Consider the following 17,623-nt stretch of genomic DNA (forward strand, 5'->3'; position numbering starts at 1 on the left):
CGCCACAGAACACTTGTCAGATGTCATATGTCCAGTGCTAGTGTGACATGCAGCACAGTGCCCGTCAAAGTGCCGAGCAGGTCAGTGCTACCCACCTGAGAGGGCAACGAGGCTTGCTCAGTGACCGAGGAGCAGTACGTGGATATACAACTTCTTTTGGCGCTCGTCCTGGGTATCGCCACCATCATCGTGTTGGTGCTGAAGACCCGGCTTGATGCGTTCGTAGCACTCTTGATCGCGGCCCTGGTGACCGGCATGGTGGCCGGCCAGGCGCCGCTGGATATCGTTTCGTCGATCACGACGGGCTTCGGCAACACCCTGGCGTCGATCGGTATCGTGATCGGCCTGGGCGTCGGGATCGGCAAGATCCTCGAGGTCTCGGGGGCCGCCAATTCGTTGGCCCTGGCCTTCCTGAAGCTCTTCGGCAAAGGCCGCGAGCCGTGGGCACTGGGCAGTGTGGGCGCTCTGGTGTCCATCCCGGTGTTCTGTGACTCCGGCTACGTCATCATGAACCCCTTGGCCCGTTCGATCGCCCGGGTCAAACGCGCCGGGTACATCACCCTCGCGCTGGCCCTCGGCTGCGGCATGACGCTGACCCACCACATGGTGCCACCGACGCCCGGCCCGCTGGCCGTCGCCGGCATCCTCGGGGCTGACCTCGGAGCGTTGATCCTTGCGGGTCTCGTCTTCACGGTCCTGCTGTTGCCCATCGTGGTTTTCTACGCCAAGTGGATGGGGCCGAAGATCGAGCCATCCATGAACGAATCGGTCCGTGAGGCCGTCTACGGCACGGCTCACGCCAGGACCGGAGGCCGCGGCGGGACTGCTGTTGCGGAGCACGACGGCGGCGCCGGCGCTGGTGACGATACTCCGTCGATGGACGTCGACAACACCGCCCTCGGTACACCTCCCACGGGCGCCAAGCCTCACCGGGTCGGCGCTTTCGTTGCATCGCTGCCGTTGCTGGTCCCGTTGCTCCTGATCATCCTCAACACGGTCAGTGGTGCGATCGACCAGTCCAACCAGGGCGTCGTCGGCACGGGGGAGTACACCCCGTCGTCCTGGGCAATCCCACTGGCGTTCATCGGCAATCCGGTGGTTGCGCTGATCATCGGCGTCATCCTCGCCGTCTACGTCCTGCTGCCACGCTGGACTCCGCGCGCAAAGGTGCAGGGCTGGTTCGCCGAGGCAGCTGCCTCGGCCGGCCTGATTCTTCTCATCACCGGTGCAGGTGGTGCACTCGGCCAGGTGCTGCGTAGCTCGGGTGTGGGCGATGCCCTCGCAGAGGCCATTGCCGGTACTCCACTGCCGGCGTTCCTGGTGCCGTTCCTCATCGCCACCCTGGTCCGCATCGCTCAGGGCTCGGGCACAGTGGCCATGATCACTGCCGCATCGGTGACGGCGCCGCTGGTGGGTTCGCTCGGCATCGACCCCATCGTCGCGGCCCTGGCATGCACGGCAGGTTCGATGGTGTTCAGCTACTTCAACGATTCCTACTTCTGGGTCGTGACCCGCTTTGCCGGCCTTGACGGCGTCGCAGCGCTCAAGGGTTGGTCAGGCATCACGACGGCGGTGTGGGCCGGTTCGATCCCACTCCTGTTCATTGCCAACGCGATCCTCGGCTGATCCAACGGGATCCACCGACGGTGGCCGGGCGGCTCGGAGTTGTAACCGAGCCCCCGGCCACTGCTGTTGGACGGGTCATCCGTCAGTACCCCGGCACCAGCAGGGCGAACCGACTTCCACGAAGATCTCGCCACGTGACGAGAGGTCGATGCTGCACCCGTGCCGGCTCCTCGATGACTGCCCTCGAGCTCCCCGACGACGAGGACCTGTTCGGGCGCGGCCGGCCCGTCGAGTGCTGGCGGGACCTGCTGGAAGGCCACCAGGAGTAGCTGCAGCGCACCGAGCGGGAGATGGCGGCCGCCGTCGGACTCGTCCGCCACGAGGCGGATCCTGGCATGACTCGCATCCGCCCCATCGGCCGGGCCTCACCGTTCATCGGACTACGTGGAGCCGCCGGTAGGGGGTCTAGTGCGCTTCGTTATAGGCGTCGAGAATGGACTGGGTGATACGTCCCCGGGTGCTGGGGTTGTAGCCGTTGTCCTGTGCCCACTGGCGGATCTGCTGGGTGTCCTCACGCTTGGACCGGTTCGTGGACGCCCTGGACGTCGAAGCTTTCTGGCCCTTCCGGCCGGTCGCCTTGCGCGCCTTGTCCACGTACTCGGTGAGGGTTGAGCGGAATCTCTCCGCGTTGTCCGTGGTCAGGTCGATTTCGTACTCCGTGCCATCGACCCCGAAACGGACGGTTTCCTGGGCGATCTCCCCGTTGAGGTCATCGACCAGTTCGACCTGTACGCGCTGTGCCATTTTTTGTTTCTCCTGAAATCATCGAGATGAATTAGTGAACCTTATTCATCGACTCTATCGCGGCGCGAATATGTGGCGCACATCCTTGAATTACCTGAAAATCATCTGTGACTACTCGGATACGCGCGAGAAGTCACAGCAGGTGCGTGACCAGAAGTCGGTCGAAAGCCCGGGATGTCTTATTGAGAGCTCTGACATGACAAGCACAAAGTTCCCTCGACCCGCGGTCAGCGGAGGGCCGTTGCGGTTCACCGCCCCACCGGTGGTCGCCACGTACTGGCCCACCTGGTCCCAATCGGTAGAACTGCCCACCCCGCTCGATCAGATTCACCCGGAGTGGGCGACGCGTGATCGCTCGAGAGTCTGGAGTCTGGGACGAAAAGCTCGACAAGATCGGACCTCGGAATGATTCGTTTCTTGATACACATTCTGATCAATCTCGTGACGGCAGCGATCGGGCTGCTCCTCGCGGGTTGGATCGTCCCCGGTGTGGAGCTGCAACCGACCGGTTTCATCGTTGCTGTGGTCGTCTTCGCCCTCGCCCAGGGTGTGCTCGGACCGTTCGTGTTCAACGTCGCCAGGCAATACGCGTCGGCCATCCTTGGAGGAATTGGGCTGGTCACCACGCTGATCGCTCTGGCAATCGCGTCCTTGTTCGATGGCGGGCTTTCGATCAGCGGCTTCATGGCGTGGGTGGGCGCCACCCTCCTGGTCTGGATTGTGACTGCTCTCGGCGGGTGGATTCTGGGGTGGCTGTTCATCACCCGCCGCCTCGGAGAAAAGAGTGAGGCCGCCCAGTAGCCGAGCCGCACCACTCTCGTCCTCATTGTTCTCGCGTTGTTCTCCATGGCGCAGCTCGCCTGCGACACTTACCGCATGATCGATGAGCCCACAGGTTGGCAGGAAGTTCCTAGCCCGCAATGGCTCATCCTCGTCAATCTCACGGAACCGATCGCCGTCATCCGGCGAAGCGGCGAATTTGATAGGACGATTACCTGGCCCGATCTTCCCGTCGGGTTGCTCGGCCTTCATGTGAGGATCGTGCCCGCCCCTGACGGCGCCTGGGTCCTCTACATGCCCGTCGAGAAGGCTGGATATGAAACATCGCACAACGGGGCGACGGCCCTCCACATCTCACCCGATGGGATTCTCACCCCTTTCTCCGACCTCGGTCACGTCCATTGCCTCGGTACGACCCGGCACGGTTTGTGGCTCTCGATCGGGCACTGGGACGCCGACGTAGACTCGGAAGCAGATTGGCTCACCGACCGTGACCTCCTGGTCCTGGACGCGAATGGAGGAACTCACCGTTTGACCGCCGACCGGATGCCTGCTGCCGCCTTCGAGGATGACCAGTCAGCGCACCTGGTGGTCTATACGTCGGCTCCTGACGCGTCTCACGATGGGCACGGCGGCGCCTCGTACACCTACCGCTTCTCACAGATCGACCTGCCTGCCGGCGCTCTTCCCTCGACGCTTCACATCACCGAGAACCAGGCCGTCCCCGTCGAGGACGACGACATGCCGGGGAGATCCAGAGACGAGGGGCCTGGAACGCATCCCATCACCATGGATGATCCTCGTGCCTCATGGACCCTGGTTGAGCTTCCATCCGAGCAGAAGAAGGCTGCGATCGAGGCGGTCTGCACGGAGTTCGCCCATCTCGACTCGTACTGGACAGCGCCCTCGGGAGCCAGGACTCCACTGTCGGACGGCCTCAGCGGGACGCGTGTCGACGTCGTCGGTGAGTGGCCCGCCACCCGGGTCGAGGTGAGCTTCATTCACCCCCACTATCCGGAAGGGCGACTACGGCGGGCCTACCGGGTCTTCGACGACGCGGGCCGCATCAAGCCAACAGAGTTCGCAGCGATCCACCTCATGGAGGACCTGGATACCCGGGATCTTCCCCCGGTCACGAACGCGCACAACACCATCCTGGACATCTGAGTCCGTCCCTACGGCAAGCAAACTACTCGACCCTGTCCCGAGTTCGCTCCGATGGCACAGCTCCGGAACCGTCCTGTGAATCACAACGACGACCGGCGTGTTCCTGGCAGCGCTGATTCGAGACCCAGGGAGCGGCGATGTGTCTGGCCTGTGTCCAATGGGCCTCTTGCCCCGTCACGGAAGGAAAGATCCATGCGAGGTATCACCTGTTGATCCACGCCCATAGTCGCGCGCGGCTCCAGCTGCGGAGTCTCGACGGAAGGCGCTCCCCGCTATCCACGCTCCGGCTCCTGCTACGAGCAGAGCGCCGAGCGGCTGCGTGGGAAGCGTTGCACCGGTGGTCGCAAGCCCCAGAACGACCCCCAGGACGTAGAAGATGAGCGCGGACACGATCCACAGCCCGCCGGCACCCTTCGGGAGAGTGCCGGAACGCCAGATAGCGACGCCGAGGAGTAGGTTGCCCACCAGCGCGAGCAGGAGGCCCAGGAGGAACGTCCCCGTCAAGGCATCGGGAAACTCCACCTGCATGACGTCGGGCATCCCCGACAGGTATGCCCGACCAAGGGCCGGTGTTGCGAACGTGGAGATCACTGCCGGCACCATCAACAACGCATGACCGAGGACGGTCACGACCATGGCGGGCAGGGCCAATCGGCCCGTACTTGCGGGAGCCAAATAGCAGCCCAGGGCGAATACGCCGAAGATGGCCAGTATTGTGCCGCCGGTGCTGCCGATGAGGTGACTGGCGAGGTAGGAGGGGGAGGTGACAAACTGCGCCCATGCCTCGGGATCGGTTGTCTGGTCGGGCTGGGCCTTGATGGAGGACCATGCGGTGAGCAGCCCGTAAGCGGGCAAGGTCACCAAACCGGCTTTCACCCACTTGACGCTCAGTCGGGATCGCATGAGGGGTACTTCCTTACTTTCGGTTGTCGGTTGTTGTGATCGACACCCGCCGGGGACGAGGTTCCCGAGGACCGGCCCAAAGCCGGCACTGCCGATCCCCGATGACACCGAGGCGAGGCGGCGTAGCCACCTTCTTCGATGAACTCGCTCACGCACCCGACACACCCGGCATCTTGGTGTCCGGTGGTGATGAACCAGGGGCTGGAGGTCATTCCCCTGACGGGGTAGGTGCTGTTCGCCATGATGGCGCTCTTCTCGATGATGGGAGCCGCCCCTCGATCAGCGGCGTGTGACGACGATACGCCCAGGGGAATGGCGGTGCGAGGACCCGCCGGGGTGAATCTGCGAGACCGGTGCATCCTGCGCGCGACCCGGCGATCCGACGTCAGAGCCCCGGTCGACATCTCCGACCTGGGCGCCGTCGCATCCAGGACTGACTCGCATGATTCGTTGCGGAAGCAGGTCGAGTAGAAGCCCGATTCCCCACAGTGGGAACGAGTAATTTCGCCTTCCCCTTGACCTTTCCCTCCCTATCCGTGATCAACTAGTCAGCAGGCTTACTAGTTGGTCAAGAAGCCGGCCAATGCTTGAGCCTCTCGGGCAGGAGTCGGGATCGTCTGGTGCATCAATCCGACTCCTGCCCCTGTTCCTACCCTCGACCCCTCCTGCCGGCGAGAAATCACCGGCGACCATGCGAAGGTCGAGCGTGCCAGGAACCTCGAAGCTGAAGACCACGCTTCGATCACGGGCGGCCGGCCATGCCAGGAGGACACGGGGTGTCACCGGCTCGACAAGCGGCCGGCGCTTCTCGCAGGTCCGACCGGTCACGGTAGCGCTTCTCTTGGCGCTGGTGGAACGCACCGTGGCGCTGGTAGTAAGGAGTATGACCATCGACGCGTTCGAACCTCACCCCATCGTCCGCCTGCTCGGCAAGCCCTCGGTCGACTTCACCGGCGGCGACCTCGTGCGGGCGATCGAACAGTTGGGGCTGCACCAGGTGAACCTGCGCTACGTCGGCGGCGACGGGCGCCTGAAGACTCTGGCCTTCCCCATCAATTCGCGCGAGCACCTCATCGAGGTGCTGACGCGGGGTGAGCGTGTGGACGGCTCGAGTGTCTTTGCCGGTACCGATACCGGTAGCAGTGACGTCTACATCGTTCCGCGTCACCGCACCGCCTTCGTCAATCCCTTTGGAGAGCGGTCCTCGCTCGACGTGTTGTGCTCCTTCTATGACGAGTTCGGGAAGCCGCTGCCCTACGCGCGCGAGCAGGTTGTGCGTCGTGCTGCCGAGGTGCTGACGCAGGAGACCGGCATGACGCTCGAAGCCTTCGGCGAGTTGGAGTACTACCTCGTGGACGAGCCCGAGCGCATCTACCCCGTCGAGGAGGAGCGCGGCTATCAGGAATCGGGACCTTTCTCCAAAGGAGAGGAAATCCGAGAGAAGGTGCTGGGTCACCTCTGCGCCATGGGGGTCCCGTTGAAGTACGCCCACGGCGAAGTCGGCAACATCCTCGAGGACGATAGGCAGCTGGTCCAGCACGAGATCGAGCTCCAACCCGTGCCCTTGGAGCAGGCAGCCGACAACCTCGTCCTGGCGAAGTGGGTGGTGCGCGAGGTCGCCCATGCTCACGGTCTCGAGGTGACCTTTGCCCCGTCGGTGAGCGGCGAGGGTGCAGGGAACGGCCTGCACATCCACAGTCGGCTGGTGCACGACGGCGCCAGCGCCATCGTCGGCAGGAAGGGGATCAACGACACGGGGCGTCGCCTGATCGCCGGCTACCTCTCGGCAGCCAGAGCACTGACCGCATTCGGTAACACGGTCCCCACGTCCTACCTGCGATTCACCGACGGTGGCGAGTCGCCCGAGGGTATCTGCTGGGGTGAGAGAGACCGCTCCGGTCTGGTCCGGGTCCCGCTCGCCTGGGGCGGGGATGTGCTGGCCGGGATGGTCGCCCACGCCAATCCTGGCAGCACCGAGCCCGTCCCCGAACCCGCCACGCACCCCCAGACCGTCGAGCTCCGGCTCGGCGACGGCTCCGCCGACGTGCATCTGCTGCTGGCCGGCATGGCCGTCGCGGCGAAGCGCGGGCTGGGTGATCCCGGGAGCCTGGAGCTGGCCGAGCGGCTCAGCACCGCCAACCACGACGACTTCGAGCAACTGCCGACCTCGTGCGCGGAGTCGGCCGACGTGCTCGAGGCCGAGCGCGAGATGTTCGAGGCCGACGGCGTCTTCCCCGAGGCGCTCATCGACGCCTTGCTCGTGGGCCTACGCGACGCCGACGACGACACACCGGACGGGGAGCTTGCGAAGGACGAGGCTGCTCGGGAGGAGCTCATTCGTCGTTACTGGCACGTCGGCTGAGCTCGCCTGGTTTCCTAGAGGCCCGCCCTGAGGCTCGGGCGACGGGTCGGTGCCCTGCATCGACGGATCCGCGGTCTTGCTGCACGGCCGTTTCGACCCCCGGTGGAGCGGCCAAACCGGCTACCGTGCATCGCCGCGCAACGAACTGCTTGCACGTCAGGCCGAGCAGCGCTCCTGCAGCTGCCGGGCTTTGCGCACCACACTGATCAGTGATTCGTCGCCCTGCCGGAAGTTCTCTACGGCATCACGGAGCTCAGTGATCTGGCTGGAAAGCTCCGGCGGGGCTGTTCGGGCGATCTCATCGATCTCGAGCAGCAGTCCCAGCGGGTCTGTGCCTAGCTGTTCAGGTGCTGTGCGCACCATGTCGACGATGCGAGCACATGCATCGTCGACGGTGTCGACGGCCGCGTCGGTGGCCGGCTCGCCGGAGGGTGCCGAACTCATCGGTGATTCTGCAGCGGGTTGCCGGGCATCGGGTGGTGGATCGGCGAACGAGCAGCTCGTGAGGACCAGCAGCACGGCGGTCGTGGACAGGGCGCGGGCCACCCTGGATCGGGTAGCACGCAGCGTCGGCACGACGATTCTCCTGGTCGGATCAGTAACGCGGTCAGTCAACGCATCATGAGCGTCCCATCCTACTGTTGATCACCCCGAAACTGTCCCGCACCTGATCTCGGAGTCAGAGATTCGCCCCTGCAGGACCTGACGCATACTCGAAGATCTGCGTCTCCATCCACGGGCTCCCATGACGCGACACCCAGCTGTACCAGGTGAGCGGGCGCTGATCCGCTCCGTGGGTACACTGCTCGCCATACCTGCTACGCCGAGCACACCTCGGCGCCAGGGTCAGCTCGTACTGAAGGCGCGCAGCACTCGGTCGACATGATCTTCTGCCCAGGAGTGGTCGAGGGCCCCGCTGCGTAACAGCCAGCGGTGAAGGAGAGGTCCGAGAAGGAGTTCCGCTGACTCATCGGCTCTCTTGACCCCACTGTGCCGGAGACGTTCGGCGACTGCCTGCATCTGGGGTTCGAGCAGTATCTCGCGGTATTGGGTCGCCAGAGTCATGTCGGTCTGGATCGCGGCCGTGACTGCACGTAGCAGCGGCTCCGCCACCGGATCGGAAAGCTCGGCAATCGTCTCCTGTACCAGCCGGATGAGGTCGTTCTCCAGATCGCCGCTGTCCGGCACAACGAGGATGCCGTCGGGGCTCTGGCTGCGCGCCAGGAGGGCGTCGAACAGGATCGCCCCTGTCGACGGCCAGCTGCGGTAGAGCGTCTGCTTGCCCACGCCAGCCCGTGAAGCCACACCTTCCATCGTGAGCCTGGCGAAGCCTTCATGCGAAGCGAGAGAGAGCACCGCTTCGTGGACGCGAGCACGCGTTCTTCTACTGGCCATCGACCCACCCTAGCTCAAGAACGAGACGGATCGTCTCGTTTTGGGTATCCTGCGACCATGACAACCTCGCAGACCTGGATGATCACGGGAGCCGGACGCGGGCTCGGGCGCGCCATGACGCTTGCCGCGTTGGAAGAAGGACATACGGTGATTGCCACCGTCAGAGGCGAGCACTCCCTGCCCGCGCACGACCGGCTGCGCGTCAACCGGCTCGACGTCCGCGACCGCTCCGCCGCGGCGGCCTCCGTCGACGTCGCTGTCGCGGAATCCGGGCGCCTGGACGTTCTGGTGAACAACGCCGGCTACGGTCTTGTCGGAGCGATCGAGGAAGCGTCCGAAGAGGAGGTCCGGGAGCTCCTCGACACGGATCTTCTCGGGCCCCTGTGGCTCTGCCAGGCTGCGCTTCCCGTGATGCGGAAGCAGGGGGTAGGCCATATCGTCCAGATCTCGACGGTCGGCGCCGTGGGGACGATGCCTACTCTCGGTCTTTACAACGCGGCGAAGTGGGGCCTCGAGGGATGGACCGAGGCGATGGCCGCCGAGGTCGCCGCCTTCGGGGTCCGGGTGACCATCGTCCAGCCCGGCTCGATCGACACCGATTGGGCCGGCAGCAGCATGCGGTTCGCGGAACCGATGCGCCCCTACGACGACCTCCGCAGGACTCTCTTCGGGACACCCGAGGTCCCGTGGCCGGTCGACGGTACCGCCGGAGGGACAGCACCTGCCGACATCGCCGCAGCGGTCCTCGCCCACGTTGCCGATAACGACGCCGGTAGGCTCCGACTCCTTGCCGGTGACGACGCGCCCGGCCAGGTGCAGGCAGCGTTGGAAAGGCGCCGACAGGACTACGCGCTCGACCCGCGCTGGGAACCGATCGAGCGGGGAGCTCAGGTGCGGCCGGTCTCGTGAGCCCACATGGCGAGCTCGACCCGATTACGCGCGCCGAGCTTGCGCATCAGGCTGGCCAGATGGGTCTTGACGGTGCTGGGACTGATGTGGAGATCGGCGGCGATCTCACTGTTGGTTCGGCCCTGCGCCACGGTGAGGAGCACTTGCTCCTCACGGGACGTGAGCGGTTCCATCGGCTGCGCGGATGGTCCCTTCTGCGATCTGGCAAACGCCGCAAGGAGGCGGACGGTGACGCTGGGAGCGATCAGGGCATCACCATCGGCTGCAGCGTGGATCGCCTGGGTCAGCAGCGCAGGTCCGGCGTCCTTGAGCAGGAAGCCCCGGGCACCGGCCTTCAACGCCCCATGGACGTACTCGTCGAGGTCGAAAGTGGTGATCACGATGATCGGCAGGGGGTCGGCGACCTCGGGTCCGGCGAGCTGGCGGGTGGCTTCGATACCGTCCATCAACGGCATGCGGATGTCGAACAGGCACACGTCCGGGTGCAACTGACGCGCCAGGCCCACCGCCTGTCGCCCATCGGTGGCGGTGCCCACGACCTCGATGTCGGGCTGGGCGTTCAGCAGCATCGTCAGGCCGGTGCGCACAATGTCCTGGTCGTCGGCGACAAGCACCCGGATGGTCATCGGGGAGCGCCCGCTCGGGGCAGCATCGCCTCGACCCGCCAGCCACCGCCCGCGCTCGGGCCGGCGTGGAACGTGCCACCCAGCAGCGTGGCGCGTTCCCGCATACCGACCAGGCCGTAACCCGACGCGCTGCCGCCGGCTGCACTGATGGCACCATCGTCATCGACCGTCAATTGCACCCGCTCGGCGTCACCCACGACACGCACGGCAACCCGCGTCGCGTAGCGGGCGTGCCTTCGCGCGTTCGTGACCGACTCCTGGGTCAGGCGGTAGAGCGCGGCCCCGACCGCGGGGCTGAGATCGTCGAGTTCACCGGACAGCTCCACGTGGACCTGTGGCCCTCCCTCGGCTCGACCGGCGAGACGCCCGAGGTCGGCCACGCCACGGCGTGGCGCGAAGTCCGCCCCCTCGGAGGCGCGCAGGACACCGACCATGGTGCGCAACTCGGTCAGCGTTCGCGAGGCGGCGTCCTCGATGACGGCAAGGACCTCAGTGGCACGCTCGGGGTGCGACGTTGCGACGGCACGTCCGGCCTGGGCCTGGATGGCGATGCCGGAGACGTGGTGGGCGACCGTGTCGTGGAGGTCACGTGCCAGCTGCTCGCGCTCCCGGGCTTTGGCCTCGTCGATGTCGCGAGTGCGCGTGTACGCGTGGTAGCGGATTGCAGCGCCCAGCGCTGCGGCGAACAGGAAGAAGGCGTATGCAGCCACCGTATCTGCCGGGCTGGTCAGGTCGGCGACGTGGGTGATGACCAGCCAGACCAGGATGACTCCCAGGCCGATGGCGGCCTCACGGCCGGCTCCCCACCGGAACAGCGCGTAGGTCAGGACGAGCACGCCCGAGATGCTCATCAGCAGAGGAGCCTCCTCGCCCGCGAGGATCCTCGCGACGTCGACAGCCGTCAGAGTGCCGAAGGAGATCGCGACCGCCGCCAGGGGGTGAGTGCGCCGCCACCACAGGGGAGCAAGGACCACGAATACGACGGCGAGCACCAGCGGGCGCGACGTCAGGTCCTCGCGGAGCACCACCTCCACCACGGACCACGCCAGGAGCACCGCGACGAGCGCCCCGTCCCGCCACACCCGCCGCGGGGGGTCCGCAGGTCGAGGCTCCGACCACAACGAGCGCAGTACCTTCGTCACCATCTGTCCAGCGTAGGGCCAGCGCGGCAGCGGCGGATCAGCCGAAAGCACGAGGGAGAGACCATGCCATCGGCCGGGCGAACTCCGGCCTCCGGGACGATGTGCGGGCCGCCGGGCTCAGCGATCGTGGAACTGCCGATCCCCACTACAACAACGGAGCCCATGATGAGAACACGTCAACCCACCATCACCGCACTGGAGAACCAGCGGATCCCGGTGCAGGCCAAGCTCGCTGCCGCCTGGACCAGCTTGATGTTCTTCGTTATCTACGTCGACTACTTCCACCTCTACAAGCCCGGCGCCATCGACCAGATCCGGGGTGGCGAGATTTTCGAGTTCGACATCACCCCGACGTTGTTGACCATTTTCGTCGCGGTCATAGGCATCTCGGCCCTGATGATCCTGCTCTCCATGACGCTGCCCACCGGGGTGAACCGCGCCACGAACCTCGTCGTGGCATCGCTCTACATCCCCGTCATGGTGTTCAACGCGGTAGGTGAGTCCTGGGAATGGGCCTCCTTCTACGGCCTTTCCATCGGAATCGAGGTGCTGATCCTGGCCTTCATCCTGCGCTCCGCCTGGACCTGGCCCCACACCGCACCGTCAGCGACCATGCCGACCATGCCGACCAGCCCGGACCGTGAAGCCGTTCGCGCCCAGCAGCAAGCGTGACCCCAAGAGCAGTCCACGACGACGCGCTTGATCACGGACTGGACCGGCCTGGCCGGGGCCGTGACCGAGCGCGTCGGCGGGTTCTCCCTCGGCCTGAGCCGACACCTGGGCATCGCCGCCACCACCCCGAAACATCGGCGGCCACGCGTCGCCCTTCAGGGGTGATGATCCCGGATCAGGGACTAAAGGCCCTGACGAGGTTGGTTCTTCCCGGCAACAATCAATGGGTGACCTGCATCTGGCAAGGCAGTGATGAACGTCCAAGCCGCAGAGGGACCCAAGAGCACAGTGATGTGGGTGAGTTCCTTTCGTGGACACGTCAACGAGCAGGACACCACAAATGAAGGCTCAACACGGCAACACCAGCCGGCAGCGAGCAGGTAGCGCTCCGACGAGTTCCGGACCCCTGTGCGTCGCATTCCTGCGCGACCTCGGACAGGTCCGGGTCCCGGTCCGGGTGCCTCTCCGGGGGCGGAACTCGGTGACGCCGCCTTGGCGTCGCGCCCGCGGTGGACACGCAGGGGTACCGGTTGTCGTCCAGGGCGAATTCGGTGGGTTCCCGTGCTGACAGCTTCGCGTGCCTCTGATCGAGTCCTGGCGCCCCCGATTGACCTGCCAGGAGTCCTGGTCGCGGTGCGCGCCCCGTTGTTCGGCTATTGGTGTCTTCAGTGGGCTGCGTGCCGGGCACGGGAGTCGGGTGTTCCGGTGACCCTGATCCACAGTGTTGCCGCCGCCGATTCACTGCCTCGTGGAACCTGCGACGCTGATGCTGTCCGCGCGGGTAGCTCGCTGCTGCGACGTGAAGCGTCTCGCCTGTCGTCCGGATTTCCGGCACTGCAGGTAGACGTCGGCCTCTACCGTGGCAGCTTCGTCCAGGTGCTGGTCGGGTTGTCCGCGAGTGCGTCGCTGCTGGTGGTCGGCGCGGACCGGGTTGCTCTCGGCCCTGGTGGGGTTCAGGATCCGGTGGTGCTGGGGGTCGTGTCAGGGTCTCTTGCTCCTGTCCTGGTGGTGCCGGCCAGCCCGCGGGGGGTCGGCACCCATCAGAGGACCGTCACGGGTCATGTGGTGGTCGGGGTCGATGGATCGGCGCAGTCCTCCGTGGCACTGATGTACGCGGCGGCCGAAGCCGACCGGCTTGGTGCGGCCCTGCGGGTCATCATGGCGCTGAAGTCGGGATCGGCGGAGTCCAGGACACTGATGGACGGCGCTTCCGCATCTCTTTCGAAAGTGCAGACCGACTTTCCTCACCTTGCCGTGAGCTGGATCGTGGACGTGCTGCGCAGCCCTGTTCATGCCCTGATGCGGCACAGCCGGGACGCCGTGTTGCTGGTGGTCGGCTGCCATGGCGAGGGCGCCAGGGCCGGGAGGAAGCCGGGCTCGGTGACGCGCACCTTACTCCTGTGTCCGCCGTGCCCGACGCTCGTCGTACCCGCCACCGAGAGCCCCTGACTCCCGAGCAGCGACGGTCCGGTACCAGCGTTCGTATCGTGCGGCACGTGCAGGATGCTGCGAACCTCGCTGCCGCGATCCGTGATCGGCCCGCCCTTGTTGTCCACGCCGATCACTTCCTGAATCCTTCGCCCATCAGGTACGCGGAAGGTCGTCCTTCGCCGGAGGGTTTCTGGGCGGACACCTACGACTACGCGGCCCTGTGCGACCAGGGAGCAATCGCGACCCCGAGCATCGTTCGATGCGCCGCTGTATCGGTGGTCAGCGCCTCTATTTCGAGGCCGTACGACCTCGGGAACGTGCCACGGTCATCGTGGACCACCGGGATTCCACCGCACCGGGGATCATTCCCTCCGACGCGGTCCCGGCTCTCCGGTGACAGGACATCGCATTCGAGAAGAACGATGATTGCACGATGACCGGTCACCAGGTTGCGCTGATTCGCAGTGTCATCGGAGTTCTGGCCTTATGACAGCGGTCGCCGTGGCATTCGGTGGCCTGGAGGCGGCTCTGCTGGCGGCGTGGCATTTACTTACCGCCCGGAAGAAGGGGAGTCCGCCTGGTCGCTCGAAGCAGTGGGTCGATGCAATGGCGGTGTCCCTTTGTCTGATGGCACTGCTCATCGCGGGGATCTGCCTTCACGCCGGGTCCGTCGCCAGGGTCGGCGGCCCGGCGATGTTGTTGGGGCTCCTCGGTTCCGTTGCCTTTGTCGCCGTCGTGATCGTTTCCAGGAGCAGGGCACTCGCCTGCGTGCTGGACGCGGACGGCACCGTCTCCCGTGTCAGGTCAGGCTGATCCATGGATGCTGAGGACCTCCCGGTGAGGGCGGAGCCTGGAAGCTCCACCTCACCGGGAGGTCCTCGTGGGTCATCCGGCCCGACCGCTCGTGACCTCGGGCCGCCGTACCGTCAACCCGCGGCAGGCGTCGACGCTGTCTTCCGGGCCTTCTTCGCCTTCTTCTCCCGGGCCTCACGGGCCAGCAACGTCTTCTCATCGATCGGCGCGTCGCCGCTGGCCCGCCGACGCCGCATGTACTCGGCGGCCTCCTCCTGGCGTTCCTGCTCCGCGCCGCCGGCGATCGCCGAGCGCAGGTGCTCCTGGCCGTAGCCGAACGCCTGCACGAGGTCGAGGGCGTGCGGACGGATCTTCACCAGCAGGCGGTTGATGTAGCCGTCGAGGGTGCGGGCACGCTGCGCGGAGAGTCGCCCGTTCATGAGGAACCATGCCAGGTCCTTCTCGATCAGGCACAGGCCGAACAGGTCGCGCAGGCGCGTGAGGACCTGTCGCGTGCCCGGGTCGGTGATCCTGTGGAGGCCGCGTGTGAATGCCTCCCACTGCAGCAGTTCCGCGTGGGCGTGAGCCACCTCGATGAGCTCGTTCTGGTGCTCGTTGAAGAGCGCGGCGGCCTTCTCCTGCGACATCCCCTTCGCGGCGCGCAGGGCGGCGGCGAGATCGACGACGCGGGACTGCACGCGATCGGTCAGCAGCTCGCGCTGGGTGTCCTCGTCACGCAGGGCGATGGCCGACTTCTTGCCTGAGCCCGTATCCGCGAGGGTCTGGGCGACGCGGCGCAGGCCCGAGCGGTGCAGCGTCCTGCCGGCGGCCTGCGACACCGCATAGCGGGCCAGGACACCGAAGTCCACGCCCGTGAACTCCTTGGCGTAGTCCGTCAGGAGTCGCTTGGCCACGAGCTGCAGCAGGACGTTGTTGTCTCCCTCGAAGGTCACGTACACATCGAGGTCCGCGCGCAGCGAAGTGAACCGGTTCTCTGCCAGGAAGCCCTGCCCGCCGGTCGCCTCGCGGCACTCCTGCAGGGTGTCGAGTGCCAGCCAGGTGCTCAGGGGCTTGAACGCGGCGGCGAGGGTCTCGAGGTCCTGGCGGTCCTCGTCGGTGTCGAGCTCACCGGAGAAGACGCCGTCGAACTTCTCGAGGAGCTCCTCGTGCGCGAAGGATGCGGCGTAGGTCGCGGCAAGGCGAGGCAGGAGCCTGCGCTGGTGCCGCTGGTAATCCATCAGCACCTCTTCCTTGAGGTTCGAGGACGCGTTGAACTGGCGGCGCTGGGTCGAATAGGTGATCGCGGCGGTGAGGGCGAGCTTGCTCGCCGCGACCGCCGCGCCGTCGAGCGAGACGCGGCCCTGGACCAGGGTCCCGAGCATCGTGAAGAAGCGGCGTCCCGGAGATGCGATGGGCGAGGTGTACGTGCCGTCCTCGGCGACGTCGCCGTACCGGTTCAGCAGGTTGGTCCGGGGGATCCGGACGCCGGTGAAGTGCAGGCGGCCGTTGTCGATGCCGTTGAGGCCACCCTTGATGCCGTCATCCTCTCCGCCCACGCCGGGCTTGAAGGACCCGTCCTCGTTGCGCAGCTCCACATAGAAACCGTGCACGCCGTGGCTGACGCCGTTGGTGACGAGCTGGGCGAACACGACGGCCGCCCGGCCGTCGATGGCGCCGTTGCCGATGTAGTCCTTCCAGGCTGCACGGAAGGGCGTGTCGATGACGAACTCGTCCGTGGAGGGATCGAAGGTGGCGGTGGTGGCGATGCTCGCGACGTCGCTGCCGTGGCCCGTCTCGGTCATGGCGAAGCAACCGGGGATCCGCATGTCCATGATGCCCGGGAGCCATGCCTCGTGGTGCTTCTCGGTACCGAGGTGCATGACGGCTGAGCCGAAGAGACCCCACTGCACGCCCGCCTTGATCTGCAGCGACGGATCCGCGACGACGAGCTCCTCGAAGCCCGCGACGTTTCCACCGTGGTCGTCGTTGCCGCCCAGGGCCTTGGGGAACGCGCGGTGGACGGCCTGCTGCTCCACGAGGTAGTGGAGCTGGTCGAAGCAGCGCAGCCGGTGATCGGTGTGGGTGAGGCCCTCGATCTTCTGGACCTCGGGGCGGCCTGCGAGGTCCCGTGCGGTGCGGCGGATGTGTGCCCACCGGCCGAGGAGCAGCTCCCCGAGCTCGGCGGTGTCCACGGTGGCCTGCTCGTCGTCCTTGATGTCAGCCGAGGCGGGGATCTGCTGCGGCCGGGTGATGGTCTGGGTCATGGCGTGTCCTTCGCGCGTTGGCGGGTTGGGGAATGGGGGGCCGCCGGTGGCACGAGTGCCTCGTACCGGCTGATGCCGTCGAAGAGCCAGCCGGTGATGTGCCGGGCCATCTGCTCCTCGGTCGGTTTGTCGGGGGTGTCGGGGGAGGAGAGCCAGTGCTCACCGGCGGCCCGGACCATGCCGATCGCGGCGGCGGGCCAGTACTCCGGTGCGGCATCGTCGGGAGCCGAGGGTCGGTCCGGGGAGAGCAGGTAGCCACGCATGGGACGCGCGATCATGTCGGTGACCGCGGCGAGGAAGTGCGCGAGGGTGTCCTGGCCGTCGATCGCCGTGGAGGCGGTCGAGGAAGCTGCGGTGGACGTCGCCGACGGTTCGGCGACACCGACGCGCGTGACGAACGCATAGACGCTGGGTGAGGTCCGGGCCATCTGCAGGTAGGCGAGCACCATGGCATAGAGGCCCTCCCGAGGGGTGGGTGCGGCCTTCGCAGCGTCGAGCACCTTCTGCTGCATCTGGCCGATGACCACTTCCGCCATGGCCCGCTGCAATCCGGTCTTGTCCCCGAAATAGCGGTAGTACACGGACTTCGAGGTCTCGGCCGCTGCGGCGATGTCCTCCATGGAAGCCCCGGGACCGAGCGCGTCGACGGCCCGCCTCGCGGCCTTGATCAGCTGCCGCCGCCGCTCGGCCCGGTGCCCTTCCCATCGACTCGACCGGCCGTCCTGGACGGGGGCCGCGCGGCCGGCATTCTTCGCGGAGGCACCCTTGAGGGCATGGGCTAGCTTCATGATACCCAGCGTATCAGGTACG

The 17,623-nt window shown here is 66.2% G+C and carries 17 protein-coding genes; 9 read left to right on the forward strand and 8 right to left on the reverse strand.

Going from position 1 to position 17,623, the window contains the following annotated elements; translation table 11 throughout:
- Positions 1 to 120: 120 nt before the first annotated feature.
- Complete coding sequence (locus tag CXQ92_RS02270; RefSeq protein WP_258069667.1) at positions 121 to 1,626, forward strand: GntP family permease; 1,506 nt, start codon at positions 121 to 123, stop codon at positions 1,624 to 1,626.
- Positions 1,627 to 2,031: 405 nt separating this feature from the next.
- Here CXQ92_RS02270 and CXQ92_RS02280 read toward each other — a convergent pair whose 3' ends face one another.
- Positions 2,032 to 2,370: an Lsr2 family protein gene (locus CXQ92_RS02280; protein ID WP_104164933.1), complete on the reverse strand. Its 339-nt coding sequence runs from the start codon at positions 2,368 to 2,370 to the stop codon at positions 2,032 to 2,034.
- Positions 2,371 to 2,775: 405 nt separating this feature from the next.
- Here CXQ92_RS02280 and CXQ92_RS02285 point away from each other — a divergent pair, with 405 nt between their 5' ends.
- Together CXQ92_RS02285 and CXQ92_RS02290 are read left to right on the forward strand one after the other, a co-directional pair.
- Positions 2,776 to 3,171: a phage holin family protein gene (locus CXQ92_RS02285; protein ID WP_104164935.1), complete on the forward strand. Its 396-nt coding sequence runs from the start codon at positions 2,776 to 2,778 to the stop codon at positions 3,169 to 3,171.
- A gap of 75 nt (positions 3,172 to 3,246) precedes the next feature.
- Positions 3,247 to 4,317: a hypothetical protein gene (locus CXQ92_RS02290; protein WP_181033523.1), complete on the forward strand. Its 1,071-nt coding sequence runs from the start codon at positions 3,247 to 3,249 to the stop codon at positions 4,315 to 4,317.
- Between the two features lie 174 nt (positions 4,318 to 4,491).
- Here the strand turns inward: CXQ92_RS02290 and CXQ92_RS02295 are convergent, their stop codons facing one another.
- On the reverse strand, positions 4,492 to 5,220 hold the full coding sequence (locus CXQ92_RS02295; RefSeq protein ID WP_104164938.1) for a hypothetical protein: 729 nt from the start codon (positions 5,218 to 5,220) through the stop codon (positions 4,492 to 4,494).
- Between the two features lie 883 nt (positions 5,221 to 6,103).
- Between CXQ92_RS02295 and CXQ92_RS02305 the strand changes: the two genes are divergently transcribed.
- The gene (locus CXQ92_RS02305; protein WP_104164942.1) at positions 6,104 to 7,582 is read left to right on the forward strand and encodes a glutamine synthetase beta-grasp domain-containing protein; all 1,479 of its coding nucleotides are present in this window, start codon (positions 6,104 to 6,106) and stop codon (positions 7,580 to 7,582) included.
- 156 nt (positions 7,583 to 7,738) lie between these two features.
- On the opposite strand, the gene CXQ92_RS02310 is transcribed toward CXQ92_RS02305, so the two are convergent.
- Entirely contained in the window at positions 7,739 to 8,158 is a 420-nt protein-coding gene (locus CXQ92_RS02310; protein WP_146067364.1) for a hypothetical protein, read from the reverse strand.
- A gap of 270 nt (positions 8,159 to 8,428) precedes the next feature.
- A complete protein-coding gene (locus CXQ92_RS02315; RefSeq protein WP_104164946.1) occupies positions 8,429 to 8,977 on the reverse strand; it encodes a TetR/AcrR family transcriptional regulator in 549 nt (182 codons plus the stop codon).
- A 57-nt stretch (positions 8,978 to 9,034) separates the two neighbouring features.
- On the opposite strand from CXQ92_RS02315, the gene CXQ92_RS02320 reads away from it, so the two are divergent.
- Positions 9,035 to 9,886 (forward strand): SDR family NAD(P)-dependent oxidoreductase, encoded by an 852-nt coding sequence (locus tag CXQ92_RS02320; RefSeq protein WP_258069668.1) that lies wholly within the window; start codon positions 9,035 to 9,037, stop codon positions 9,884 to 9,886.
- Here the strand turns inward: CXQ92_RS02320 and CXQ92_RS02325 are convergent.
- Both CXQ92_RS02325 and CXQ92_RS02330 read right to left on the reverse strand, forming a co-directional pair.
- Positions 9,865 to 10,512, reverse strand: a complete 648-nt coding sequence (locus CXQ92_RS02325; protein WP_104164947.1) for a response regulator transcription factor — start codon at positions 10,510 to 10,512, stop codon at positions 9,865 to 9,867. The genes CXQ92_RS02320 and CXQ92_RS02325 overlap by 22 nt on opposite strands.
- Positions 10,509 to 11,657, reverse strand: a complete 1,149-nt coding sequence (locus CXQ92_RS02330; protein ID WP_104164949.1) for a sensor histidine kinase — start codon at positions 11,655 to 11,657, stop codon at positions 10,509 to 10,511. Before CXQ92_RS02330 ends, CXQ92_RS02325 begins: the two co-directional genes overlap by 4 nt.
- 159 nt (positions 11,658 to 11,816) lie before the next feature.
- Here CXQ92_RS02330 and CXQ92_RS02335 point away from each other — a divergent pair, with 159 nt between their 5' ends.
- From CXQ92_RS02335 to CXQ92_RS02345, 4 genes are all read left to right on the forward strand, one after another.
- Positions 11,817 to 12,326: a DUF6326 family protein gene (locus tag CXQ92_RS02335; RefSeq protein WP_258069669.1), complete on the forward strand. Its 510-nt coding sequence runs from the start codon at positions 11,817 to 11,819 to the stop codon at positions 12,324 to 12,326.
- 27 nt (positions 12,327 to 12,353) lie between these two features.
- Positions 12,354 to 12,491 carry a hypothetical protein gene (locus CXQ92_RS18030; RefSeq protein ID WP_181033524.1) on the forward strand — a complete coding sequence of 46 codons (138 nt, stop codon included), beginning with the start codon at positions 12,354 to 12,356 and terminating at the stop codon, positions 12,489 to 12,491.
- Between the two features lie 540 nt (positions 12,492 to 13,031).
- A complete protein-coding gene (locus tag CXQ92_RS02340; protein WP_181033525.1) occupies positions 13,032 to 13,775 on the forward strand; it encodes a universal stress protein in 744 nt (247 codons plus the stop codon).
- A 468-nt stretch (positions 13,776 to 14,243) separates the two neighbouring features.
- A complete protein-coding gene (locus tag CXQ92_RS02345) occupies positions 14,244 to 14,570 on the forward strand; it encodes a hypothetical protein (protein ID WP_104164953.1) in 327 nt (108 codons plus the stop codon).
- Between the two features lie 113 nt (positions 14,571 to 14,683).
- Here the strand turns inward: CXQ92_RS02345 and CXQ92_RS02350 are convergent, their stop codons facing one another.
- Both CXQ92_RS02350 and CXQ92_RS02355 read right to left on the reverse strand, forming a co-directional pair.
- Positions 14,684 to 16,813 (reverse strand): acyl-CoA dehydrogenase, encoded by a 2,130-nt coding sequence (locus CXQ92_RS02350; protein WP_104164955.1) that lies wholly within the window; start codon positions 16,811 to 16,813, stop codon positions 14,684 to 14,686.
- Entirely contained in the window at positions 16,810 to 17,601 is a 792-nt protein-coding gene (locus tag CXQ92_RS02355; protein WP_104164957.1) for a TetR/AcrR family transcriptional regulator, read from the reverse strand. Before CXQ92_RS02355 ends, CXQ92_RS02350 begins: the two co-directional genes overlap by 4 nt.
- Between the last annotated feature and the right edge of the window lie 22 nt (positions 17,602 to 17,623).

The sequence above is a fragment of the Arthrobacter sp. SX1312 genome (genome assembly GCF_002929295.1).
GTDB lineage: Bacteria > Actinomycetota > Actinomycetes > Actinomycetales > Micrococcaceae > Arthrobacter_D.

Excerpts from the sequence above, each read along its gene's own strand:
- CXQ92_RS02280 (WP_104164933.1), bottom strand. The coding sequence starts at position 2,370 with ATGGCACAGCGCGTACAGGTCGAACTGGTCGATGACCTCAACGGGGAG.
- CXQ92_RS02285 (WP_104164935.1), top strand. The coding sequence starts at position 2,776 with ATGATTCGTTTCTTGATACACATTCTGATCAATCTCGTGACGGCAGCG.
- CXQ92_RS02290 (WP_181033523.1), top strand. The coding sequence starts at position 3,247 with ATGATCGATGAGCCCACAGGTTGGCAGGAAGTTCCTAGCCCGCAATGG.
- CXQ92_RS02295 (WP_104164938.1), bottom strand. The coding sequence starts at position 5,220 with ATGCGATCCCGACTGAGCGTCAAGTGGGTGAAAGCCGGTTTGGTGACC.
- CXQ92_RS02305 (WP_104164942.1), top strand. The coding sequence starts at position 6,104 with ATGACCATCGACGCGTTCGAACCTCACCCCATCGTCCGCCTGCTCGGC.
- CXQ92_RS02315 (WP_104164946.1), bottom strand. The coding sequence starts at position 8,977 with ATGGCCAGTAGAAGAACGCGTGCTCGCGTCCACGAAGCGGTGCTCTCT.
- CXQ92_RS02320 (WP_258069668.1), top strand. The coding sequence starts at position 9,035 with ATGACAACCTCGCAGACCTGGATGATCACGGGAGCCGGACGCGGGCTC.
- CXQ92_RS02325 (WP_104164947.1), bottom strand. The coding sequence starts at position 10,512 with ATGACCATCCGGGTGCTTGTCGCCGACGACCAGGACATTGTGCGCACC.
- CXQ92_RS02330 (WP_104164949.1), bottom strand. The coding sequence starts at position 11,657 with ATGGTGACGAAGGTACTGCGCTCGTTGTGGTCGGAGCCTCGACCTGCG.
- CXQ92_RS02335 (WP_258069669.1), top strand. The coding sequence starts at position 11,817 with ATGATGAGAACACGTCAACCCACCATCACCGCACTGGAGAACCAGCGG.
- CXQ92_RS02345 (WP_104164953.1), top strand. The coding sequence starts at position 14,244 with ATGACAGCGGTCGCCGTGGCATTCGGTGGCCTGGAGGCGGCTCTGCTG.
- CXQ92_RS02350 (WP_104164955.1), bottom strand. The coding sequence starts at position 16,813 with ATGACCCAGACCATCACCCGGCCGCAGCAGATCCCCGCCTCGGCTGAC.
- CXQ92_RS02355 (WP_104164957.1), bottom strand. The coding sequence starts at position 17,601 with ATGAAGCTAGCCCATGCCCTCAAGGGTGCCTCCGCGAAGAATGCCGGC.